Here is a 17,268-nt window from a genome sequence, read left to right as displayed (position 1 = left end):
CTGCTGGGAGGAAAGCGAGAGGCCCATTCGGCCTGTTTCGAACGAATTTCAGCTTATAATTTTTACCAAAGCTGATCGAATGTGACCTAGTGACAAAGGCCGCTGGCTTGATCGATCCTTAACGTCGAGGTAGCGTGCTGGTGGGGAAATTTGGTAGTAAAAACACGTATAGTGGGTGGTTCGTGAACAATATTCGTGCGCTTTTCGTAGGCGATGGTCCGCTATTGCTGCAATGTCTTGATGCTTATTTGGCGTCGGGTGGCCAGGTGGCGGCGATTGTTACTCAGGACGGGGCCATTGCCAGCCATGGGGAAGCAGCCGGCCTGCGTGTGCTGAACAAGAGTTCGGTCAACACGGGTGAGCTTGACGCGCTCGACTTCGATTATCTTCTCAGTATTGCCAATCTCGACATGTTGTCCGAGGCGCTGCTGAAGCGCGCCCGCAAGATGGCGATCAATTTTCATGACGGCCCTCTGCCGCGCTATGCAGGCCTGAACGCCACCTCCTGGGCTATTCTCGGCGGCGAGGCGAGCCATGGCGTAACCTGGCATGAGATGACCGCCGAGGCGGATATGGGCGGCATTGTTGAGGCTGCGCCCGTCGCGATGGATCCGAACGACACCGCTTTCAGCCTCAACGCCAAATGTTTCGAGGCGGGCCTTGCCGCCTTCAAGGCGATGATCCCGGCGCTTCTGGCAGGGAATGTTTCCCTGCGGGCGCAGGAAGGCGAGCGGACTTACTTTGGCCGGTACAAGCGGCCCGAGGCGGCGGCGACACTGCGCTTTGATGTGCCGGTGGATCAGACGTTGGCCCTTTCGCGGGCGATGTCGTTCGGTCCGTACACCAACACGCTGTCTTTCCTGAAGCTGTGGACCGGGCAGCGCGTGCTGCTGGTGGGCGATGTTGAGGCGGCAGGAGATGCCGCTTCACCTGTGCCACACGGTACCATTACGGCGCAGGAGGACGATGGCATCGTTGTGGCCGCGGAGGGCGGCAAGCTGCTGCGTGTCAAAGGGCTGACCTGCGCGCGGGGCGTGATGGTCATTCCGGCGCAGGCGGACGATCTGCGCATCGGCGCGCGCCTGCCAGACCTGTTGGCGGACGAGATTGCCGAACTGGGGCGCCACACGGTGGCAGCGGCGAAGGCGGAGACGTTCTGGATGGCGCACAGCACCCGCGCTGTGGCCAGCGAGGCGGCGCCCTATCCCCGCGCCATGAAGCCTGCCGGGGGCGAGCATAAATTCGTTCTGGACGCGCGCGGCGATGTGGCGCTTGGCGTGGCGGCGCTGGCGGCTTGGTCTACGCATGTGGGCGGCGGCGCTTCGGCGGCGATTGCATTCCATGACAGCGCGCAATGGGCCAGCCTGGGCCGGTTTGCGCCCTGGTTTGCGCCTTGGCGGCCGCTGGTGCTGGATGTCACCGGAGCAGCCAAAGGCGCAGAGCTGGTGGCGCAGGCGCGCGCGCTGGCAGTTGCCGCGAAGGACAAGGCGCCGCTGGCGTGTGACGCCTATATGCGCCGCACGCGGTCTGAGCGCGCGCAAGGCCGCGCCGACGATTTCACGCTGGCCGTTGCCTTGGGTGATGAGGCGCCGAAACATCCGAATGCGGATATTGTTTTGCGTGCTGGCGATGACGGGCTGACACTGCATGTGTCTGCGGCTGCATATGATGCCGATGTGGCGGAGGCACTGGCCGGGCATATCGGGACAGCGCTGGCTGCCCTGAGAGACCTGCCGGAGCAGACGCTGACGCAGATGGACGTGCGCCCGGCGGCAGAGCGCGAGGTGCTGGCCGGATTTGAGGCGGGGCAGGCGGTGGCTGTGCCCTTTGTTTCGATGCATCAGGGGGTGACCAATCAGGCCGCCCGCACGCCGGACAGGATTGCTCTACGCACCCGCGACGCTTCGATGACGTATGCGGAGCTTGATGCGGTTTCAAACCTCGTTGCCGAACAACTGATGTCGCGCGGTGTACGCCCTGGCGAAACAGTGGGCGTGTGCATGAACCGCTCGATCGACATGGTCGTCGCACTTCTGGCTGTGCTCAAGACGGGCTGCGCTTATGTGCCGCTGGACCCGGCCTACCCGGCGGACCGGCTGGACTTCATGCTGGAAGACAGCCAATCGCGATTTGTGATCATTGATGCGTCCGGCGCGCAGCACGGCGTGCGCGCCCAGCAGCTGGCGTTCGGTGATCTGCGCAGCGCTTCCGCTGGCACTTGGCGCCCTGTGGATGTCGGTCCGCAGGATCTGGCTTATCTCATCTATACTTCCGGCTCCACCGGCCGCCCGAAAGGCGTGAAGGTTCAGCATGGCGCGCTGGCGAATTTCTTCGCGGCGATGGATGTACGCCTTCCGTACAAGGATGGCGATACCTGGCTGGCTGTGACCAGTCCCAACTTCGACATCTCCGTGCTGGAGCTGTTCTGGACGCTGTCGCGCGGCCTGATTGTGGCGTTGCATGGCGCCGAGGCGCGCAAGGCAAAGCCGTTCAGCCTGTTCTATTTTGCTGCGTCCTCCTCGGCCAATGACGATCAGTACAAGCTGTTGTTTGCCGGCGCGCGGTTTGCCGACGAGAATGGTTTTGAAGCCATCTGGACACCGGAGCGCCACTTTCATGATTTTGGCGGCTCCTACCCCAACCCGGCGGTGACGAGCGCAGCGCTGGCCTCGATCACCAAGCGGGTACATATCCGCGCGGGCAGTTGCGTGTTGCCGCTGCACCATCCAGTCCGCGTGGCCGAAGACTGGTCGGTTGTGGACAATATCTCGGGCGGGCGTGTTGGGCTGGCCATCGCCACGGGCTGGCAGCCGAACGATTTTGTTCTGGCCCCGGATAATTTCGCCAAGCGCAAGGAAACGCTGAACGAGCGGATTGATATCCTGAAACGGCTGTGGCGCGGGGAGGCGGTTCCTTTCGTCAATCCCAATGGCGTTGAGGTGCCCACCCGCACCCAGCCGCGCCCGGTTCAGAAAGAGCTGCCGATCTGGCTGACGATTGCCAAGGCGCCGGAAGCGTTCGAGAGCGCCGGCCGCCAAGGATATAATGTGCTGACACACCTTCTGGGCATGTCGGTCGCAGAGCTTGGCGGCAACATCGCCAAGTATCGCGAGGCATGGAAGCAGGCTGGGCATCCAGGCGAAGGCCGGGTGACGCTGATGCTGCACTCATTCGTGGGCGACACGGACGAGGGGGTTCGCGAGGTCGTCCGTGAGCCGATGAAGAACTATCTGCGCACAGCCGTTGACCTTGTGCGCGATGCTGCCTGGACCTTCCCGACCCTGGTGCAGCGCGGGCAGGCAACGGGCCGCACCGCGCAGGAAGTGATGGATGCCGAGCCGCTCACACCTGAGGAAATGGACGCGTTGCTCGACCATGCCTTCGAGCGGTACTTCCAGACGAGCGGCCTCTTCGGCTCAGTGGAAACTTGCGCCGAGATGGCGCGCCGGGTTCACGGCATAGGCGTGGACGAGATCGGCTGTCTGGTTGATTTCGGTGTGGATCAGGATCTGGCCATCGAGCATCTGCCCTATCTGCGCCGCGTGATGGACCGGGCCGGCGCAATGCCGTCGCATGAGGGGCGCCATACGGTGGCCGAGGATATCGAATTCTTTGGTGCATCGCATCTTCAGTGTACCCCTTCCATGGCGATGATGCTGGGCGGGGAGCGTGACCGGCTGGCGGGGCTGCAGGTGATCTGCGTGGGCGGTGAAGCGCTGCCGATGGAGCTGGCCAAGTCTCTTCGGGCAAATGCTCCGCAAGCGAAACTGTTCAATATGTATGGCCCGACCGAGACGACGATCTGGTCGGCCATGTGTCATATCGACGAGGTGGGGGATTTCATTCCGCTGGGCGAAGCGCTGCTCAACACCACGCTGCGCATTGACTCCGCCTCCGGGCATCCTCAACCGGCGCTGGCCGCAGGCGAGCTGCTGATCGGTGGGGATGGCGTAACGCTGGGTTATTGGAACCGCCCGGAACTGACGGCGGAGCGGTTTGTGACACTGACAGACCGGCCCGGCGAGTTGATGTATCGCACGGGCGATCTTGTGCGCCGCCATGTTGATGGCAAACTGGAATTCCTTGGGCGGATCGACCATCAGGTGAAGCTGCGGGGCCACCGGATCGAGCTTGGCGAGATCGAGGCGGCGCTGGTGGCCCAGGAGGGCATCAACCAGTCCGTGGTGGTGGCGCTGGGCGATACCAGCGAGAGCAAGCGCCTGGTGGCCTATTGCGTGGTGAAGCCCGGCGCAGAGTTGGACACGAAAGCGCTGCGTGCGGAACTTTCACACAGCCTGCCGGAAATCATGGTCCCGGCGCACATTGTTGTTCTCAGCGGTCTGCCGCTGACGCCGAATGGCAAGATCGACCGGAAGGCGCTGCCGGCGCCGGAAGCCGTGGTGCAAGGTGCCGTCGAGACGCCGACTGACGAAGTGGAGCAGAAGCTGGCGGCCCTGTGGGGCGAGCTGCTGGGCCTTTCGGCCGTGGATGTGAACGCCAACTTCTTTGATCTGGGCGGGCATTCCCTGCTGGCATTCCAGATGCTGCGCCGTGTGCAGAGCGAGTTTTCCGGCGCTGTGACGATCACGGATGTCTTCCGTTTTCCGACGGTTCGCACGCTTGCGGCCCGCATTCGGGGCGGCGGCAGCGATGACAAGGATAAGCCGAACACGGGCATCGGCCGGGCGCAGGCACGCCTTGCCGCGCGCCGCCGCGATCCTGCCGGGGCTTGATGGCATGGCGGATGAGAACAGCATCGCCATCGTTGGCATGGCCGGGCATTTCCCCGGCGCCCGGTCAGTTCGTGAATACTGGTCCATGCTGGAAGCGGGCCGGGACGCGACCCGCTGGCTGACGCCGGAGGAGCTGCTGGCGGCGGGGGAGTCCTTCGCCGCCATCCAGGATCCGCGTTACATCCGGGCGACGATGGCCCTGCCGGACATGGAAATGTTTGATGCAGGCTTCTTCGGCTTCAGCCCCAGGGAAGCGGCGATCCTGGATCCGCAGCACAGGCATTTCCTGGAATGCTGCTGGGAAGCGCTGGAAGACGCAGGCCATGTGCCTGCGGATGAATTTGACGGCGCTGTCGGCGTGTTTGGCGGATGCGGGATGCAGGCTTATCTTGCATTCAATCTGCTCTCCAATCCTGAACTGGTTGAGAGCGAGGGCATGTTCCTCCTGCGCCACACCGGCAATGACAAGGACTTCCTGACAACGCGGGTGTCCTACCTGCTGAACCTGCACGGCCCGAGCGTCGGCATCCAGACGGCGTGTTCCACATCTCTGGTGGCGATCCACATGGCGGTGCAGAGCCTTCTGGCGCGCGAATGCGACATGGCGCTGGCGGGCGGGGCGAGCATCGATCTGCCGCATGGCCGCGGTTATCGGTATGCGGAGGGTGAAATCCTGTCCTCAACGGGGCGTTGCCGCGCCTTTGACGACGAAGCAGATGGCACGCTATTCGGTAGCGGCGCGGCCGTGGTGGCGCTGCGCCGTCTCGATGATGCGCTGCGCGATGGCGACAATATTCATGGGGTGATCCTTGGCTCTGCCATCAACAATGATGGCGCGCGCAAGGCCGGCTATCTGGCGCCGAGCATTGACGGGCAGGCGATGGCCGCGGCCGAAGCGTTGGCGATTGCCGGTGTGGAGCCGGAGAGCGTGGACTATATTGAAGCACACGGCACGGGCACGCTGGTGGGCGACCCGATCGAGCTGTCGGCGCTTCAGCAGGCTTATGGCGATGCTGCGCCCGGCTCCATCGGGATTGGCTCTGTAAAGACGAATATCGGCCACCTGGATACAGCGGCGGGCATTGCCTCGCTGATCAAGGTTGTGCTGGCGATGCGCGGCGAAAAGCTGCCTGCAACGCTCAATTTCTCCAAGCCCAACAGCCGGTTTGATTTTGCGCGCAGTCCGTTTCGGGTGGTTGGTGAGCAGAAGGAATGGCGCCGCAACGCCAGGCCGCGCCGGGCAAGCATCAACTCTCTTGGGGTTGGCGGAACGAACGCGCATGTCGTGATAGAGGAGCCGCCCGTGCGCGCGCCGGTGATGGCGTCCGGGCCGCAGATCGTCACCCTGTCTGCGAAAACCCGGGTGTCGCTCGAGGGGCTTGTCGCCAAATGGCGCGATTTTGCCGAAACGCCGGGACCGGATTTCTGTATCGCCAATTCCGCATTCACCACCCAGACAGGCCGGAAGCATTTTGCGCACCGGGCAACCGTGGTCGCGGCCAATGCGCACGAACTGGCCGAGCAGCTTTCGCCGAATGGCCCCTGGCGGCGCACGGCGTCCGTTGCGAAGGATGCCAAGCCGCGCATCGTTTTCATGTTTCCCGGCGGCGGCGCGCAATATCCCAACGCGGCCCGCTCGCTCTACGAGAACAATACGGTTTTCCGCGGCGCCGTTGAGGACTGTTTCAAGATCCTTGAGGCGGGCCTTGCCAGAGACATCCGCAGGCTGATGTTTGAGTCCTCTGAGTTCAAGCAAGACTCTGTCGCGCTGGAACGGCCGACCTATTCTTTGCTGGCGGTGTTCATTGTCGAGTATGCGCTTTCCAAACTCTGGCAAAGCTGGGGGGTGACGCCAGACGCCGTGATTGGTCATAGCGCAGGCGAGTATGCTGCCGCTGTGCTGGCAGGTATCATGTCGCTCGAAGATGCGATTGGCATAGTTCTCGTGCGCGGCGAAGTTTTCGAGACGGTGCCTGCGGGCGGTATGATCAGTGTTCAGGATGATGAAGCGCGCGTGCGCGCGCTCATCGGTGAGGATCTGGATATCGCAGTACTGAACTCGCCGCAGGTGACGGTCGTATCCGGCGCGGACGCGCCGCTGGCGGCGTTTTCAAAACGTCTCGAGGCGGGGGGTATCAAGCATGCGCCCGTGCGTATCAAGGTGGCGGCGCATTCGCGGATGCTGGACAGCGGGCTCGCGCGCTTCCGCGCGCGGCTGGACAAGGCGAAGCTGTCACCGCCGAAGATCGAGTTCATCAACAATCTTGTCGGCGCGCCGGCCAACCCGCAGGAACTGGCGGCATCCGACTATTGGGTAAACCATCTGCGCGGCTGTGTGCGGTTTGCTGACGGTCTGTCAGCGGCACTGTCTAAGCCTGAGACAATTCTGGTGGAGATCGGGCCGGGACAGGCGCTGTGCGCCCTGGCCGGTCTGGCGCAGGCCGAGCATTCCCCGCGCGGCGTGGTGGCGAGCCTGCCAACGGCAGTCGAGCAGCTTGATGCGGAATCCTTTGCGCTGTCGGCGTTTGGCCATCTCTGGTCGCTGGGCATGCCTGTTGATTTTGCGCGTGTGCGGAAGGGTGAAGGACACCGGAAGGTTTCGGTGCCAACTTATGCTTTCGAGCGTCAGCGGCACTGGATCGAGCCTGGAAAAGGCAAGGCGGCTGCCGAGACGGATGAGCCGCAGATATTCCGGGCTTCGGATGTAAAAGACTGGTTCGAGGCGCGGGTGTTCGATGCCGCGCCGGTGGAAACCGCCGCGCATGGCGTCCGCACGCATATCGTGTTCAGTGACGGCAGCGATTTTGCCGCTGAGGCTATCAGCCGGCTGCGCGCGCGCGGCGATACATGTGTTCTCGTGCGCCATGATCCTGACGCGGCGGCGCCCCTGCAGACGGGTGGCGACTTTGTATTCAATGCGGGCGCGCAGGATTATTCCGGGCTGATCGAAGAACTTTCCAAAGCTGTCGACGCGCCGGAGTCTGTCATATTCCTTTGGCCACTGATTTTTGCCGGCGGGGAGGCCCCCCTCGGCGCGTTTGAGGCGAGCTTTGCGCTGGCAAAGGCGCTGCAGCTTTCCGGTTGGGCAGAACAGGCGCTTTTCCTTGCCGCGACACAGAATGCCCTCGCCGCTGAAGAGGGCAATGCGTGTGACGCGATGCAGGCAGGCGTTCTCGGGCCGTGGCGGATGTTGAGCGCCGAGCAATCGGGCGTGCGGGCGCGTGTGGTGGATTTTGATGCTGCTGACGAGCCTGCGCTGCGCGCCAGTGCAATCATCAGTGAGCTGGATTCTACGGGGGATGCCGCCGTAACCGCCTGGCGCCATGGCCAGCGCCTTGCGCCCGCCCTGAAGCGGGGGGCGACGGCGCAGCTGCGCCCGGCGCTGCGCGAAAAGGGCGTTTATCTGATCACGGGCGGTCTGGGCGGCATTGGTCTCGAACTGGCGCGGTATCTCGCCGGGGCGATGAAAGCGCGGCTGGTGTTGACCGGACGGACGCAGGCGCCGCCGCGTGAAAGCTGGAGCCAACTGGCGGCGGGATGGGGCGCGCCAGCCGATGTGGCGCGGGCGCGCGATCTGCTGGCGCTGGAAGAACTCGGCGGCGAAGTGCTGGTGGTGGCAGCGGACGTGGCCGACCAGGCGGCGATGGACGCCGTGCTGGCACAGGCGCGCGAACGGTTCGGCGCCGTAAATGGCGTTTTCCATGCAGCCGGCATGATTGATGACACGCCCATGGCGATGAAATCTCTGGATGAGGCGCGCCGGGTGCTTTCGGCCAAGGCAGAAGGCGCCCGTGTTCTGGACCATCTGTTGCCGGACGGTACGCTGGATGTTTTTGCGGTATTCTCGTCCACCAGCGTGCTGATCACGCCGCCGGGACAGAGCGATTATGTGGCGGGCAATGCGATTGCCGAAGCTGTGGCGGCTTCGCGCAAGGATGGCATGGTCATTACCTGGGGTGTCTGGGCCGATATCGGCATGGCCAAACGCGCCGCCGATGCCGGCGCTGTGGGCAATGCCGGCTCCGTGCATCCGCTGCTGGGCGCCCGGCAGGAAACGAAGGACGGCACGCTGCAATTTGCGGAAACCTATTCGGAGGCAACCCTCTGGACACTGAGCGAGCACAGGATCGGCGATATTGCTGTGCTGCCCGGCGCAGCTTACGTAGAGATTGCGAGTGCGGCCGCGTTGAGCGCGGGCCTTGGGGATGCCATCGAGATCAGCCAGATAAGCTATGTTGCACCGCTGGCGATCCGGCCTCGCCAATCCCGCCAGGTGCGCACAACGCTGACGCCGCTGGAGGAGGATGGCTTCCGCATTGAGGTGGAGAGCCGGGCGCATGCCGGGGAGACCTGGCTGCTGCATTTCGATGCGCAGGTGGCAAAGCGGACATCCGCGCAAAGCCCGGTAGCCACAGCTTCCTGCAACACGGGGCTCGATGCCGGACGCCTGACGCTGGCCGAGCGCGGTGTCGGCTTTGGACCGCGCTGGAGCAATGTTGCGCGCGCGGCCACGGGCGACGGCGCCGTCAGCGCCGCATTTGCTCTGCCCAAAGAATTTTCAGCCGATCTGAAAACCTACCGTATCCATCCGGCGCTGTTCGACACCAGCTTTGCAGCGGGGCTCTTCCTGCTGGAGAATGATGTAAAACGCGGGGTGTTTGCGCCGGTTTCGATTGAATCGGTCCGTGTGTTCCGGGCGCTTACCGGGGAATTCACGGCGGAGAGCCGGCTGACATCGCAGAGCGATGACGCTGCCACCTTTGATGTGGACCTTGTGGACAAGAACGGCGCAGTGCTGCTTGAAATCCGGGGGGCGTCGTTCAAGCGCGTGACTTTCGGAGGGGAAATCCCCGCTGTTCCGGATATGTCGGCCCCCATACGGGACCGTCTGTTGGCGGAAGGGATCCGCGCGGCTGAGGCGCAGGCGGTGTTTGAGCAGCTTTTCGCGCAGGGCGGGCGCTCATTCGTTGTATCGCCCGTCTCTGTGGCGCAGATCCTGCGGGCTACCAACGGGCCTGCCATGACCGCAAAGTCCGCATCGTCCGAAAACAGGGTGATGACCGGTGGCGATCCGGTGGAGCAGCGCCTTGCGCAGATGTGTTCGGAAATCCTGGGCGTTGAGACGCTGGGTCTCGATGAGGAGTTCCTGTCTTATGGCGGAGGATCTCTGACGGGCGTGCGTCTGTTTGCGCGTATCCGGCGCGAGATGGGCGTGGAACTGGCGCTCAGCGCGCTATTGCAGGCTCCGACGATCCGCACACTGGCTTTGCTGGTTCGAGAGAAAATGCCTGACCAGCCCGAAGACACAGCCGCAAAAGAAGAGCCTGCGGCGGCGCCCGCCGCACATCCGCCGGAGCCAAAGAAGAAATCTGAAACGTCTAAACCACGCGCAGCGAAACCGCCGGCCAAGAGCCGCTGGACGCCTCTGGTGCGGATGGCGCCCGGAGCGCCGGGTGTAAAGCCGGTCTTTCTCATTCATGGGGCAGGCGGCAACATACTCTGGTTCAAACCGCTCGCGGACCGTCTGCGCGGCGACACACCGATCTACGGAATTGAAGCGCAGGGGATCGACGGGACGTTACCCTTCCTCGAGACGGTTGAAGAGATGGCGGAACTTTATATTCGCCACATGTTGACGGTCGATCCGCACGGGCCTTACCGGCTGGTCGGCTATTCCGGCGGCGGCGTGATTGCTGTGGAGATGGCACACCAGCTGCGGCGGAGTGGCCGCGAGGTTGAGCTTCTTGCAATGCTGGACACGCTTGCCCCGCAGGAAGCCTCCATGCCGCTCAGTCTCGCTGATAAGATTGGTATGCTGACGAAGCTTGATGGTGCTTATATTGCGCGGCGGATTACCCATCACGGCGGGCGTCTCAAGGAAAAGATCCAGGCCAAGCTGACCGGTAATGGCGAGCATCAGGGGAAGTCCCAGATCGAGATGCTGTCGGAGCAATGCGAAACTGTGTATCTTGAGGCACAGGGGCGCTATTTCCCCGAGCCCTATGATGGCGATGTTCTTCTGTTCAGAGCGGAGCGCACCAGCGCGATGTTTGCCAGGTCGGGCGAGATGCTCGGCTGGCAGGGGTTGATTACCGGGAAGCTGGATATCGTTACACTGGATGCCTACCATGACACATTGCTGGCTGATGGCAGTATCGGGGTTATCGTCGAGGAGCTTCAGCGGCGGCTGGCGGTGCTGAATGCCCGGAATATTGAACAGTTCGAGGACGCGTGAAGCATGAACGGTTGGTCGTTGGGCGGTATTGGCGCCGCAGTGTTGGTGGCAATTATAGTCCTGCTTCTGGCCAGCTTCGTTGCGGTCTGGCTGGAGTCCAGGTCGCTGACCAGCCCGCAAGGCTATCATCAGCCTGATCCCAAAACGTTCACCTTCGCGCAGACCCCCAAGACCGAGGCAGGCCTCGATTTCGAGGATATCAGCTTTCCGGCGCGCAATGGGCAGACGGTGCGCGGCTGGCTGGTGCCATCAGCTCAGCCTGCGGATCTAGCCATTGTGACCTTGCATGGAGCCGGCGGCAATCGTCAAAGCTATTTTGACCAGCTGTCGATGCTGCATGGGCTGGGCGCAGACGTTCTGATGTTTGATGCCCGCGAAAACGGGTTGAGCGATGGTCGCGGCCGGGGCATCGGCCTGGCGGTGCGAGAAGCGGAGGACGCCGTGGCTGCAGTGGAGGAAATGCGCCGGCGCGGCCACAAGACAGTGGTTGCTTATGGATGTTCCCTGGGTGGGTCTGCCGCCATTATTGCGGCTGCGCGGGACAGCTCCATTGATGGGATCATCGTGGAGGCGTCCCTCTCCAGTTTTGAAGATTTCGTCGCTGACAAGGCAAACCGGCGGCTTGGCAAGCTTGGCCTGAAAGCCAACTGGGCAACCAGCATCTGGGGGCGCGCGGTTGTGGCCATGTCGCGCTGGCGGATGGGGCTGGAGGACTATGAGCGGCCGGAGGACGTTATCGGTCAGATTGCGCCCCGTCCCCTCCTGCTGATCCATGGCGGGCAGGATCCCTGGGTGATCGAAGCCCATGCTGACCGGCTGGTTGAGCGCAGCAATCAGACAGCGGATTATTGGCTGATTGAAGAGGCCGGCCATTGCGATGGGTACAACATCCGCGAGGCAGAGTATCGCGCGCGCGTGGATGGGTTTATCGAAGCGCTGAGGGCGGCTGACTGATCCGGCGTTTCCTTCGCTACAGATCAATCGTTGCCGGCAAGCAGCCCGGGGGAGGCTTCCGTGACCTTTGTGATGCCGGTCAGGGCCATCGAGACGGTGAGCTCGCCCTTCATTGCGGCCAGCAGATGGGCGAGCCCCTTTTCGCCGCCGCCTGCGAGGGCGTAGACCCAGGGGCGGCCCATCATGGTGAGGTCTGCGCCGCTGGCGAGGGCCTTGAGCATGTCCTGGCCTGAGCGGATGCCGCCATCCATCAGGATCAGCGTCTTGCCCGAAACCGCTTCGGCAATCGGGGGCAGGGCGCGTATGGAGGAGGCCACCCCGTCCAGCTGGCGGCCCCCATGGTTTGACACGACAATTCCGTCAGCGCCGCAATTGACGGCTTCCAGCGCGTCTTCGCGGTCCAGGATGCCCTTGATGATCAGCGGTCCGCCCCATTGGGACTTGATCCATTCGATATCTTTCCAGCTGACCGAGGGATCGAGCGAGGAATTGGCCCAGGCGGAGAAGTCTGCCGGGGTAGACGCGTTTTTGACGTAAGGGGCGACGTTGGCGAGGATATGAGGCCCGCCCCGGACGCCGACATCCAGCGACCAACTGGGGTGCATCATGTAGGATAGGAGGCCCCGGCGCACGCGCGCCCACGCGCCGCCACCACCGCTCATGGTGTTGCGCACGTCGCGGTAGCGCGTACCGACGACCGGCAGATCGACGGTCAGGACCAGAGCCGCAGCTCCCGCAGACCGGGCGCGGGCGATCAGGTCTGCCACCGAGCCGCGGTCGCGGATCATGTAGAGCTGGAACCAGAGCGGGCCCTTGGTGGCTGCGGCGACTTCCTCGACCGAGCAGATGGACAGGGTGGAGAGGCAATAGGGGAGGCCGAACTCCCCGGCGACCTTCGCGGCGCTGGCTTCACCCCGGCGGGCCATCATGCCCGACAGGCCAACAGGGGAAAGTGCCAGCGGCATCGTTAATGTGGCGCCCAGGAAACGCTTCTCCGTGGTCAATGCGGAGACATCTCTCAAGATGCGCTGGCGCAGCTCCAGAGCCTCGAAGTCAGCCACATTGCGCCGGAGGGTCAGTTCGGCATACGCGCCCCCGTCGAGATAGTCGAAGAGGAAGCGCGGGAGGCGCTTTTCTGCTCGGAGTCTGTAGTCGGCAGCACAGGCGGGGGCGAGGGACAATGTCGGCATCGGCCGCTTGTAGAGGATACCGGCGGCGCCTGGCAAAGCCAAATTGATCGGAAATTGCTCGCTTTTTGAAACCCCGCCACAGCCCAACATTTCAATTTTGATAAAATTTCAAAGCAGCCCTTTAGACCTTGTTAAGGTTAACGGCGTGCGCCATCAGGGCGAGATCAGCGGTGCAAACTTGTCCTGACAGGAGAAATCTACGGGATCGTGATATTCATTTGTAATCCATTTCCGCGTACACAGGGGGCAGGAAATCCGTTGATATCAAGTCGTTCAGGACCGCCAGGCGGGGTGGCGTTGAACTTGCAGGGGACCGCCAACAGACCGGGCCTAACCGGCCTCTCAGTCAAAGTGAGAATGGTAAATAGCATGACAGATCTGAAACGCCTGAGCCTGTCCAGCGTCGCCGTATGTGCAGTCGCTGCATCAGTGGCCAACGCACAGGGCGCAGACTATTACAGCCGTGAAAAGTACACTGCGGTACTTGATCGTGCGCAGCCCGAATTCGATCCCGAACCGGTCCGTCTTGGCACATTCTCGGTTCGCTCTGCCGCCGAACTGGGTGTTACGTATTCCGACAACATCTATGTCGTGTCGCAAAACACGGATTCCGGCGCTATCGGCCGCGCTGGCCTGACCGCCGCCGGTGATACGACCTGGAGCGTTCACAATGTCGGTTTCGATGTTTCCGCTCGCCGCAACGAATATTTCGACCAGGGCGACGAGTCCCACAATGATCTTCGCGCGCGCCTGCGGGGCCGCCTTGATGTGACCCGCAGCTTCTCGCTCGGCGGGGCGGTGTATGTGGAAGACCGGGTTGAACCGCGCACGGATATCACCAACGTCTTCAGCCCGGACAAGCCGATCGGTGTTTCCGTCCAGGGCGCCAATGTTGAGGCCAACTTTCTGAATGACCGGGTGCGCTGGACCAACGGCCTGGGCATTCGCAATGAAGATTACGAAAACGGCCGCCAGATCGGCACTGGTCTCCCGATTGACCAGAGCTACCGCGACCGCACAGTTCTCGATGGCCGCACGCGTCTGTCCTATGCTGTTTCGCCCAACTTTGCCGTGTTCGGACAGGCGACCTATGAGCAGCGCGATTATGATGTGCTGCAGGTTTTCGGTGGTCTGCCGCGTTCGCGCGATTCCAAAGGCTACACTGTGGCCGGCGGTGTCGACTTCGAACTCAACACGCTGGTCCGCGGCGACTTGGCCGTGGGCTATCTGAATGAAACCAAGGATGACAGCTTCTTTGAAGAAGTCAGTGGTCTGTCCTTCGATGGCCGTCTCCAGTGGTTCCCCACTCAGCTGACGACGCTTACCTTCAATGGTAACCGCCGCGTCACCGATACTGGCCTGTTTGATGCGCCGACGGCCGTTGAGAGCCGGGCCGGTGTCCGCGTCGATCACGAACTGCGCCGCAACATCGTGGTCTCTGCTTCTGCCAATTATCTGCAGTACGAATTCGAAGAGATCGATCGCAAGGACGAAGGCACCGATTTCGAACTTGCCGCGACCTACAAGATGAACCGCCGCGTTCATTTCGACACCTTTATCAATCGAGCTGACCGCGATGTGTCGGGCGTCGATGTGTTTGGCGATCCGTCCTACGGCGTGACGACGGTTGGTGTCGGCGTCCGTCTGTTCCCGTAATACCCCTACTCCTGGAGGCCTGCATCCTGCGGGCCTCCCATTAAGTTCCAGAGCGTTGCCTTGACCAAGTCATATACGATCGAAATCCCCACAAGCTCCGGTCCTTCCGGAAACACTGGTGGCGTAGACATGAGTTCCTTCGACCTCAAGTCGTTGATGAGCATGATTTACCGGCGCTTCTGGCTGATCTTTGCCGGCTTCGTCACGGTCATGAGCCTGGTCATCTTCGTGACCTTTACTCAGACGCCGACCTACAGGGCGCAGTCTGTCCTTCAGCTCGACACTAACCAGATCAACGTTATTGACCTGGGCGCGCTCTTCTCCGGCGCCGGCGGCGCAACGACATCCGTGATCGATACGGAAGTTCGCGTTATCGGGTCGAAGACGCTTCTGGCGCGCGTGGCCGAGAAGCAAAGGCTCATCGAAGATCCGGAGTTCAACTGGACCCTGCGTCCGAAGAAAGAGAGCCTTGTTTCATCGGCGCAAAAGGCTGTCGTCGGACTTCTTGGCGGAGATACTTCCGAAAAGGATCCCTTCGCGGGCATGACTGCCGAGCAGAAAGAAGCGGAAATCTTCGAAAGTGTTGTTGGTACGCTGATGACCAAGGTGCGGGTTGGCCGCGTGGGGGCGACTTATCTCCTGACCGTTGATGTTACCAGCACGTCTCCAGAAACGGCTGCGCGCCTGGCTAACGAGGTTGCGGACCAATACCGTGTCCAGCAGCTCGAGAAGAAATATGATGCGACCCGCAAGGCCACCGAATGGCTGCAGGAGCGTGTCTCGGGTCTGCGCGACGAGGTCGAGGAAAAAGAACAACGTGTCGAGAGCTTCCGTGCCGAAACAGGCCTTCTGGAAGCTCAGGGCACGACGCTGACTGAACAGCAGATCGGCTACCTGACTTCGCAGCGCGGCCAGGCTCAGATCGAAGTGGATCGTGCGCGCGCCCGTTATGAAAGCATGCGTCGCCAGATCGATAGCGGCGCCGGCGTTGAGGGTGTGTCGGAAGTCATCAACTCGCCGCTGATCAACGATCTCAAGACGCAGCGCTCGATAATCATGCGCCGTGTGGCAGAACTTGAAACCCGTGTTGGCGACCGCCACCCTGACCTTATCAGTGCGCGCAACGAAGTTGCCGATATCGACCGGCAGATGAGTGCCGAGATGAACCGCATCGCGGCTAATCTCGAGAGTGAACTGCGCGTGGCTCAGGCCCAGCTTTCATCCATTCAGGGCGAGATCGGCCGTTCGACCTCGCAGCTGCGCGGCAACAACGTGAATCTGGTGCGTCTGCGCGAGCTTGAGCGCGATGCCCAGACCAGCCGCGTCATGCTCGAGGAATTTCTTGCCCGCTCGAAACAGACGCGCGAGCAGGATGCGCTCATCACCGCAGACTCCAGCATTCTGTCGACCGCCTCGGTGCCGTATTCTCCCGCATCTCCGCGCAAGGCCTTCAACCTGGTAATCGGCGCGCTTCTCGGCCTGATCATCGGTGGTTTCCTGGCGATCATCGCGGAACTGTTCGACTCCAACATCAGTTCTTCGGAAGATGTCGAGAACAAGCTCGGCTCCAACCCGATCGGGTCTGTGCCGCTTATCCGTACCGCGGGACTTCTCGGCCTCGGCCAGACCAGTCCGGCGGACTTCCTCGTGGAAAATCCGCTCTCGGCCTATGCGGAAAGCATCCGCTATCTGCGTGCGGCCATCGCCTTCTCCGATCTCGACAGCGAGACCAAGACTGTGGCGATTACGTCCTCGCTACCCGATGAAGGCAAAACCAGTCTTGCACTCAGCCTCGGCCGCATGTCGGCCATGTCCGGCTCGCGCACCCTCGTGATCGATGGCGACTTCCGCCGCCGTCAGCTCACCGAGATGGCAGGTCTCAAACCGGAAATCGGCCTTGTGGAGCATCTGTTCGGCGCAGGCCAACTGTCTGATGCTATCGTCAAGGATCACAAGACGATGCTCGATATCCTGCCGCTGTCGCTGAACGGCCATACGCCGCATGACGTGTTCGGCACGCGTGCGTTTGACGAGCTGCTGTCGCGACTGCGCGCGATGTATGATCTCATCCTGATCGATACTGGCCCGCTGCTGCTCATGGCTGAGGCTCGCGTGGTTGCCGGCAAGGTGGACAAGGCGATCCTCGTGGTCCGCTGGCGTCAGACGACCCGTTCGGCCGCCCGCCAGTCGCTCACGCTGCTGCGCAACTTCAAGGCCGATGTTCTGGGCGTCACGCTCAACATGGTCGACCTCAACCGCCGCCGTCATCACCGCGATCCGGGCGCGACCTACAAGGCCTATCGCAAATACTATCAGATGGAAGCCAAGCCAGGTCTGTTCGGCTGGTCGAAGCCGAAGAAACCGAAGGCCAGCAAGCAGGGGCCGAAGTCGGCGATCGCCATCCAGGTACCCCCGTCCAAGGCAAGCGGCCGCAAGCAGGATCCTGTCGACCGTATCTCGGCCGAATAGACCGCCGCGGGTTCGGGCACAGGTGACAAGG

Annotated in this window: 6 protein-coding genes; 5 read left to right on the top strand and 1 reads right to left on the bottom strand. The window is 62.3% G+C overall.

Features of this window, described 5'->3' with window-relative positions; genetic code table 11:
- Window positions 1-182 precede the first annotated feature (182 nt).
- From BBF93_RS11530 to BBF93_RS11520, 3 genes are read left to right on the top strand one after another with little or no spacing between them, the layout of a single operon-like run.
- A complete protein-coding gene (locus BBF93_RS11530) occupies window positions 183-4,733 on the top strand; it encodes a MupA/Atu3671 family FMN-dependent luciferase-like monooxygenase (protein ID WP_162786530.1) in 4,551 nt (1,516 codons plus the stop codon).
- Complete coding sequence (locus BBF93_RS11525) at window positions 4,699-10,968, top strand: type I polyketide synthase (RefSeq protein WP_162786529.1); 6,270 nt, start codon at window positions 4,699-4,701, stop codon at window positions 10,966-10,968. Before BBF93_RS11530 ends, BBF93_RS11525 begins: the two co-directional genes overlap by 35 nt.
- Window positions 10,969-10,971: 3 nt before the next feature.
- A complete protein-coding gene (locus tag BBF93_RS11520) occupies window positions 10,972-11,922 on the top strand; it encodes an alpha/beta hydrolase (protein ID WP_114105992.1) in 951 nt (316 codons plus the stop codon).
- A 23-nt stretch (window positions 11,923-11,945) separates the two neighbouring features.
- Here the strand turns inward: BBF93_RS11520 and BBF93_RS11515 are convergent, their stop codons facing one another.
- The gene (locus BBF93_RS11515; RefSeq protein WP_114107068.1) at window positions 11,946-13,112 is read right to left on the bottom strand and encodes an L-lactate dehydrogenase; all 1,167 of its coding nucleotides are present in this window, start codon (window positions 13,110-13,112) and stop codon (window positions 11,946-11,948) included.
- 369 nt (window positions 13,113-13,481) lie between these two features.
- Between BBF93_RS11515 and BBF93_RS11510 the strand changes: the two genes are divergently transcribed.
- Window positions 13,482-14,768: an outer membrane beta-barrel protein gene (locus tag BBF93_RS11510; protein WP_035600893.1), complete on the top strand. Its 1,287-nt coding sequence runs from the start codon at window positions 13,482-13,484 to the stop codon at window positions 14,766-14,768.
- 60 nt (window positions 14,769-14,828) lie between these two features.
- On the top strand, window positions 14,829-17,237 hold the full coding sequence (locus BBF93_RS11505; protein WP_162174058.1) for a polysaccharide biosynthesis tyrosine autokinase: 2,409 nt from the start codon (window positions 14,829-14,831) through the stop codon (window positions 17,235-17,237).
- Window positions 17,238-17,268 lie beyond the last annotated feature (31 nt).

The organism is Hyphomonas sp. CACIAM 19H1 (assembly GCF_003325995.1).
Lineage (GTDB): Bacteria > Pseudomonadota > Alphaproteobacteria > Caulobacterales > Hyphomonadaceae > Hyphomonas > Hyphomonas polymorpha.
This window is presented reverse-complemented; position numbering and strand designations above follow the sequence as displayed.

Excerpts from the sequence above, each read along its gene's own strand:
- BBF93_RS11520 (WP_114105992.1), top strand. The coding sequence starts at position 10,972 with ATGAACGGTTGGTCGTTGGGCGGTATTGGCGCCGCAGTGTTGGTGGCA.
- BBF93_RS11510 (WP_035600893.1), top strand. The coding sequence starts at position 13,482 with ATGACAGATCTGAAACGCCTGAGCCTGTCCAGCGTCGCCGTATGTGCA.
- BBF93_RS11515 (WP_114107068.1), bottom strand. The coding sequence starts at position 13,112 with ATGCCGACATTGTCCCTCGCCCCCGCCTGTGCTGCCGACTACAGACTC.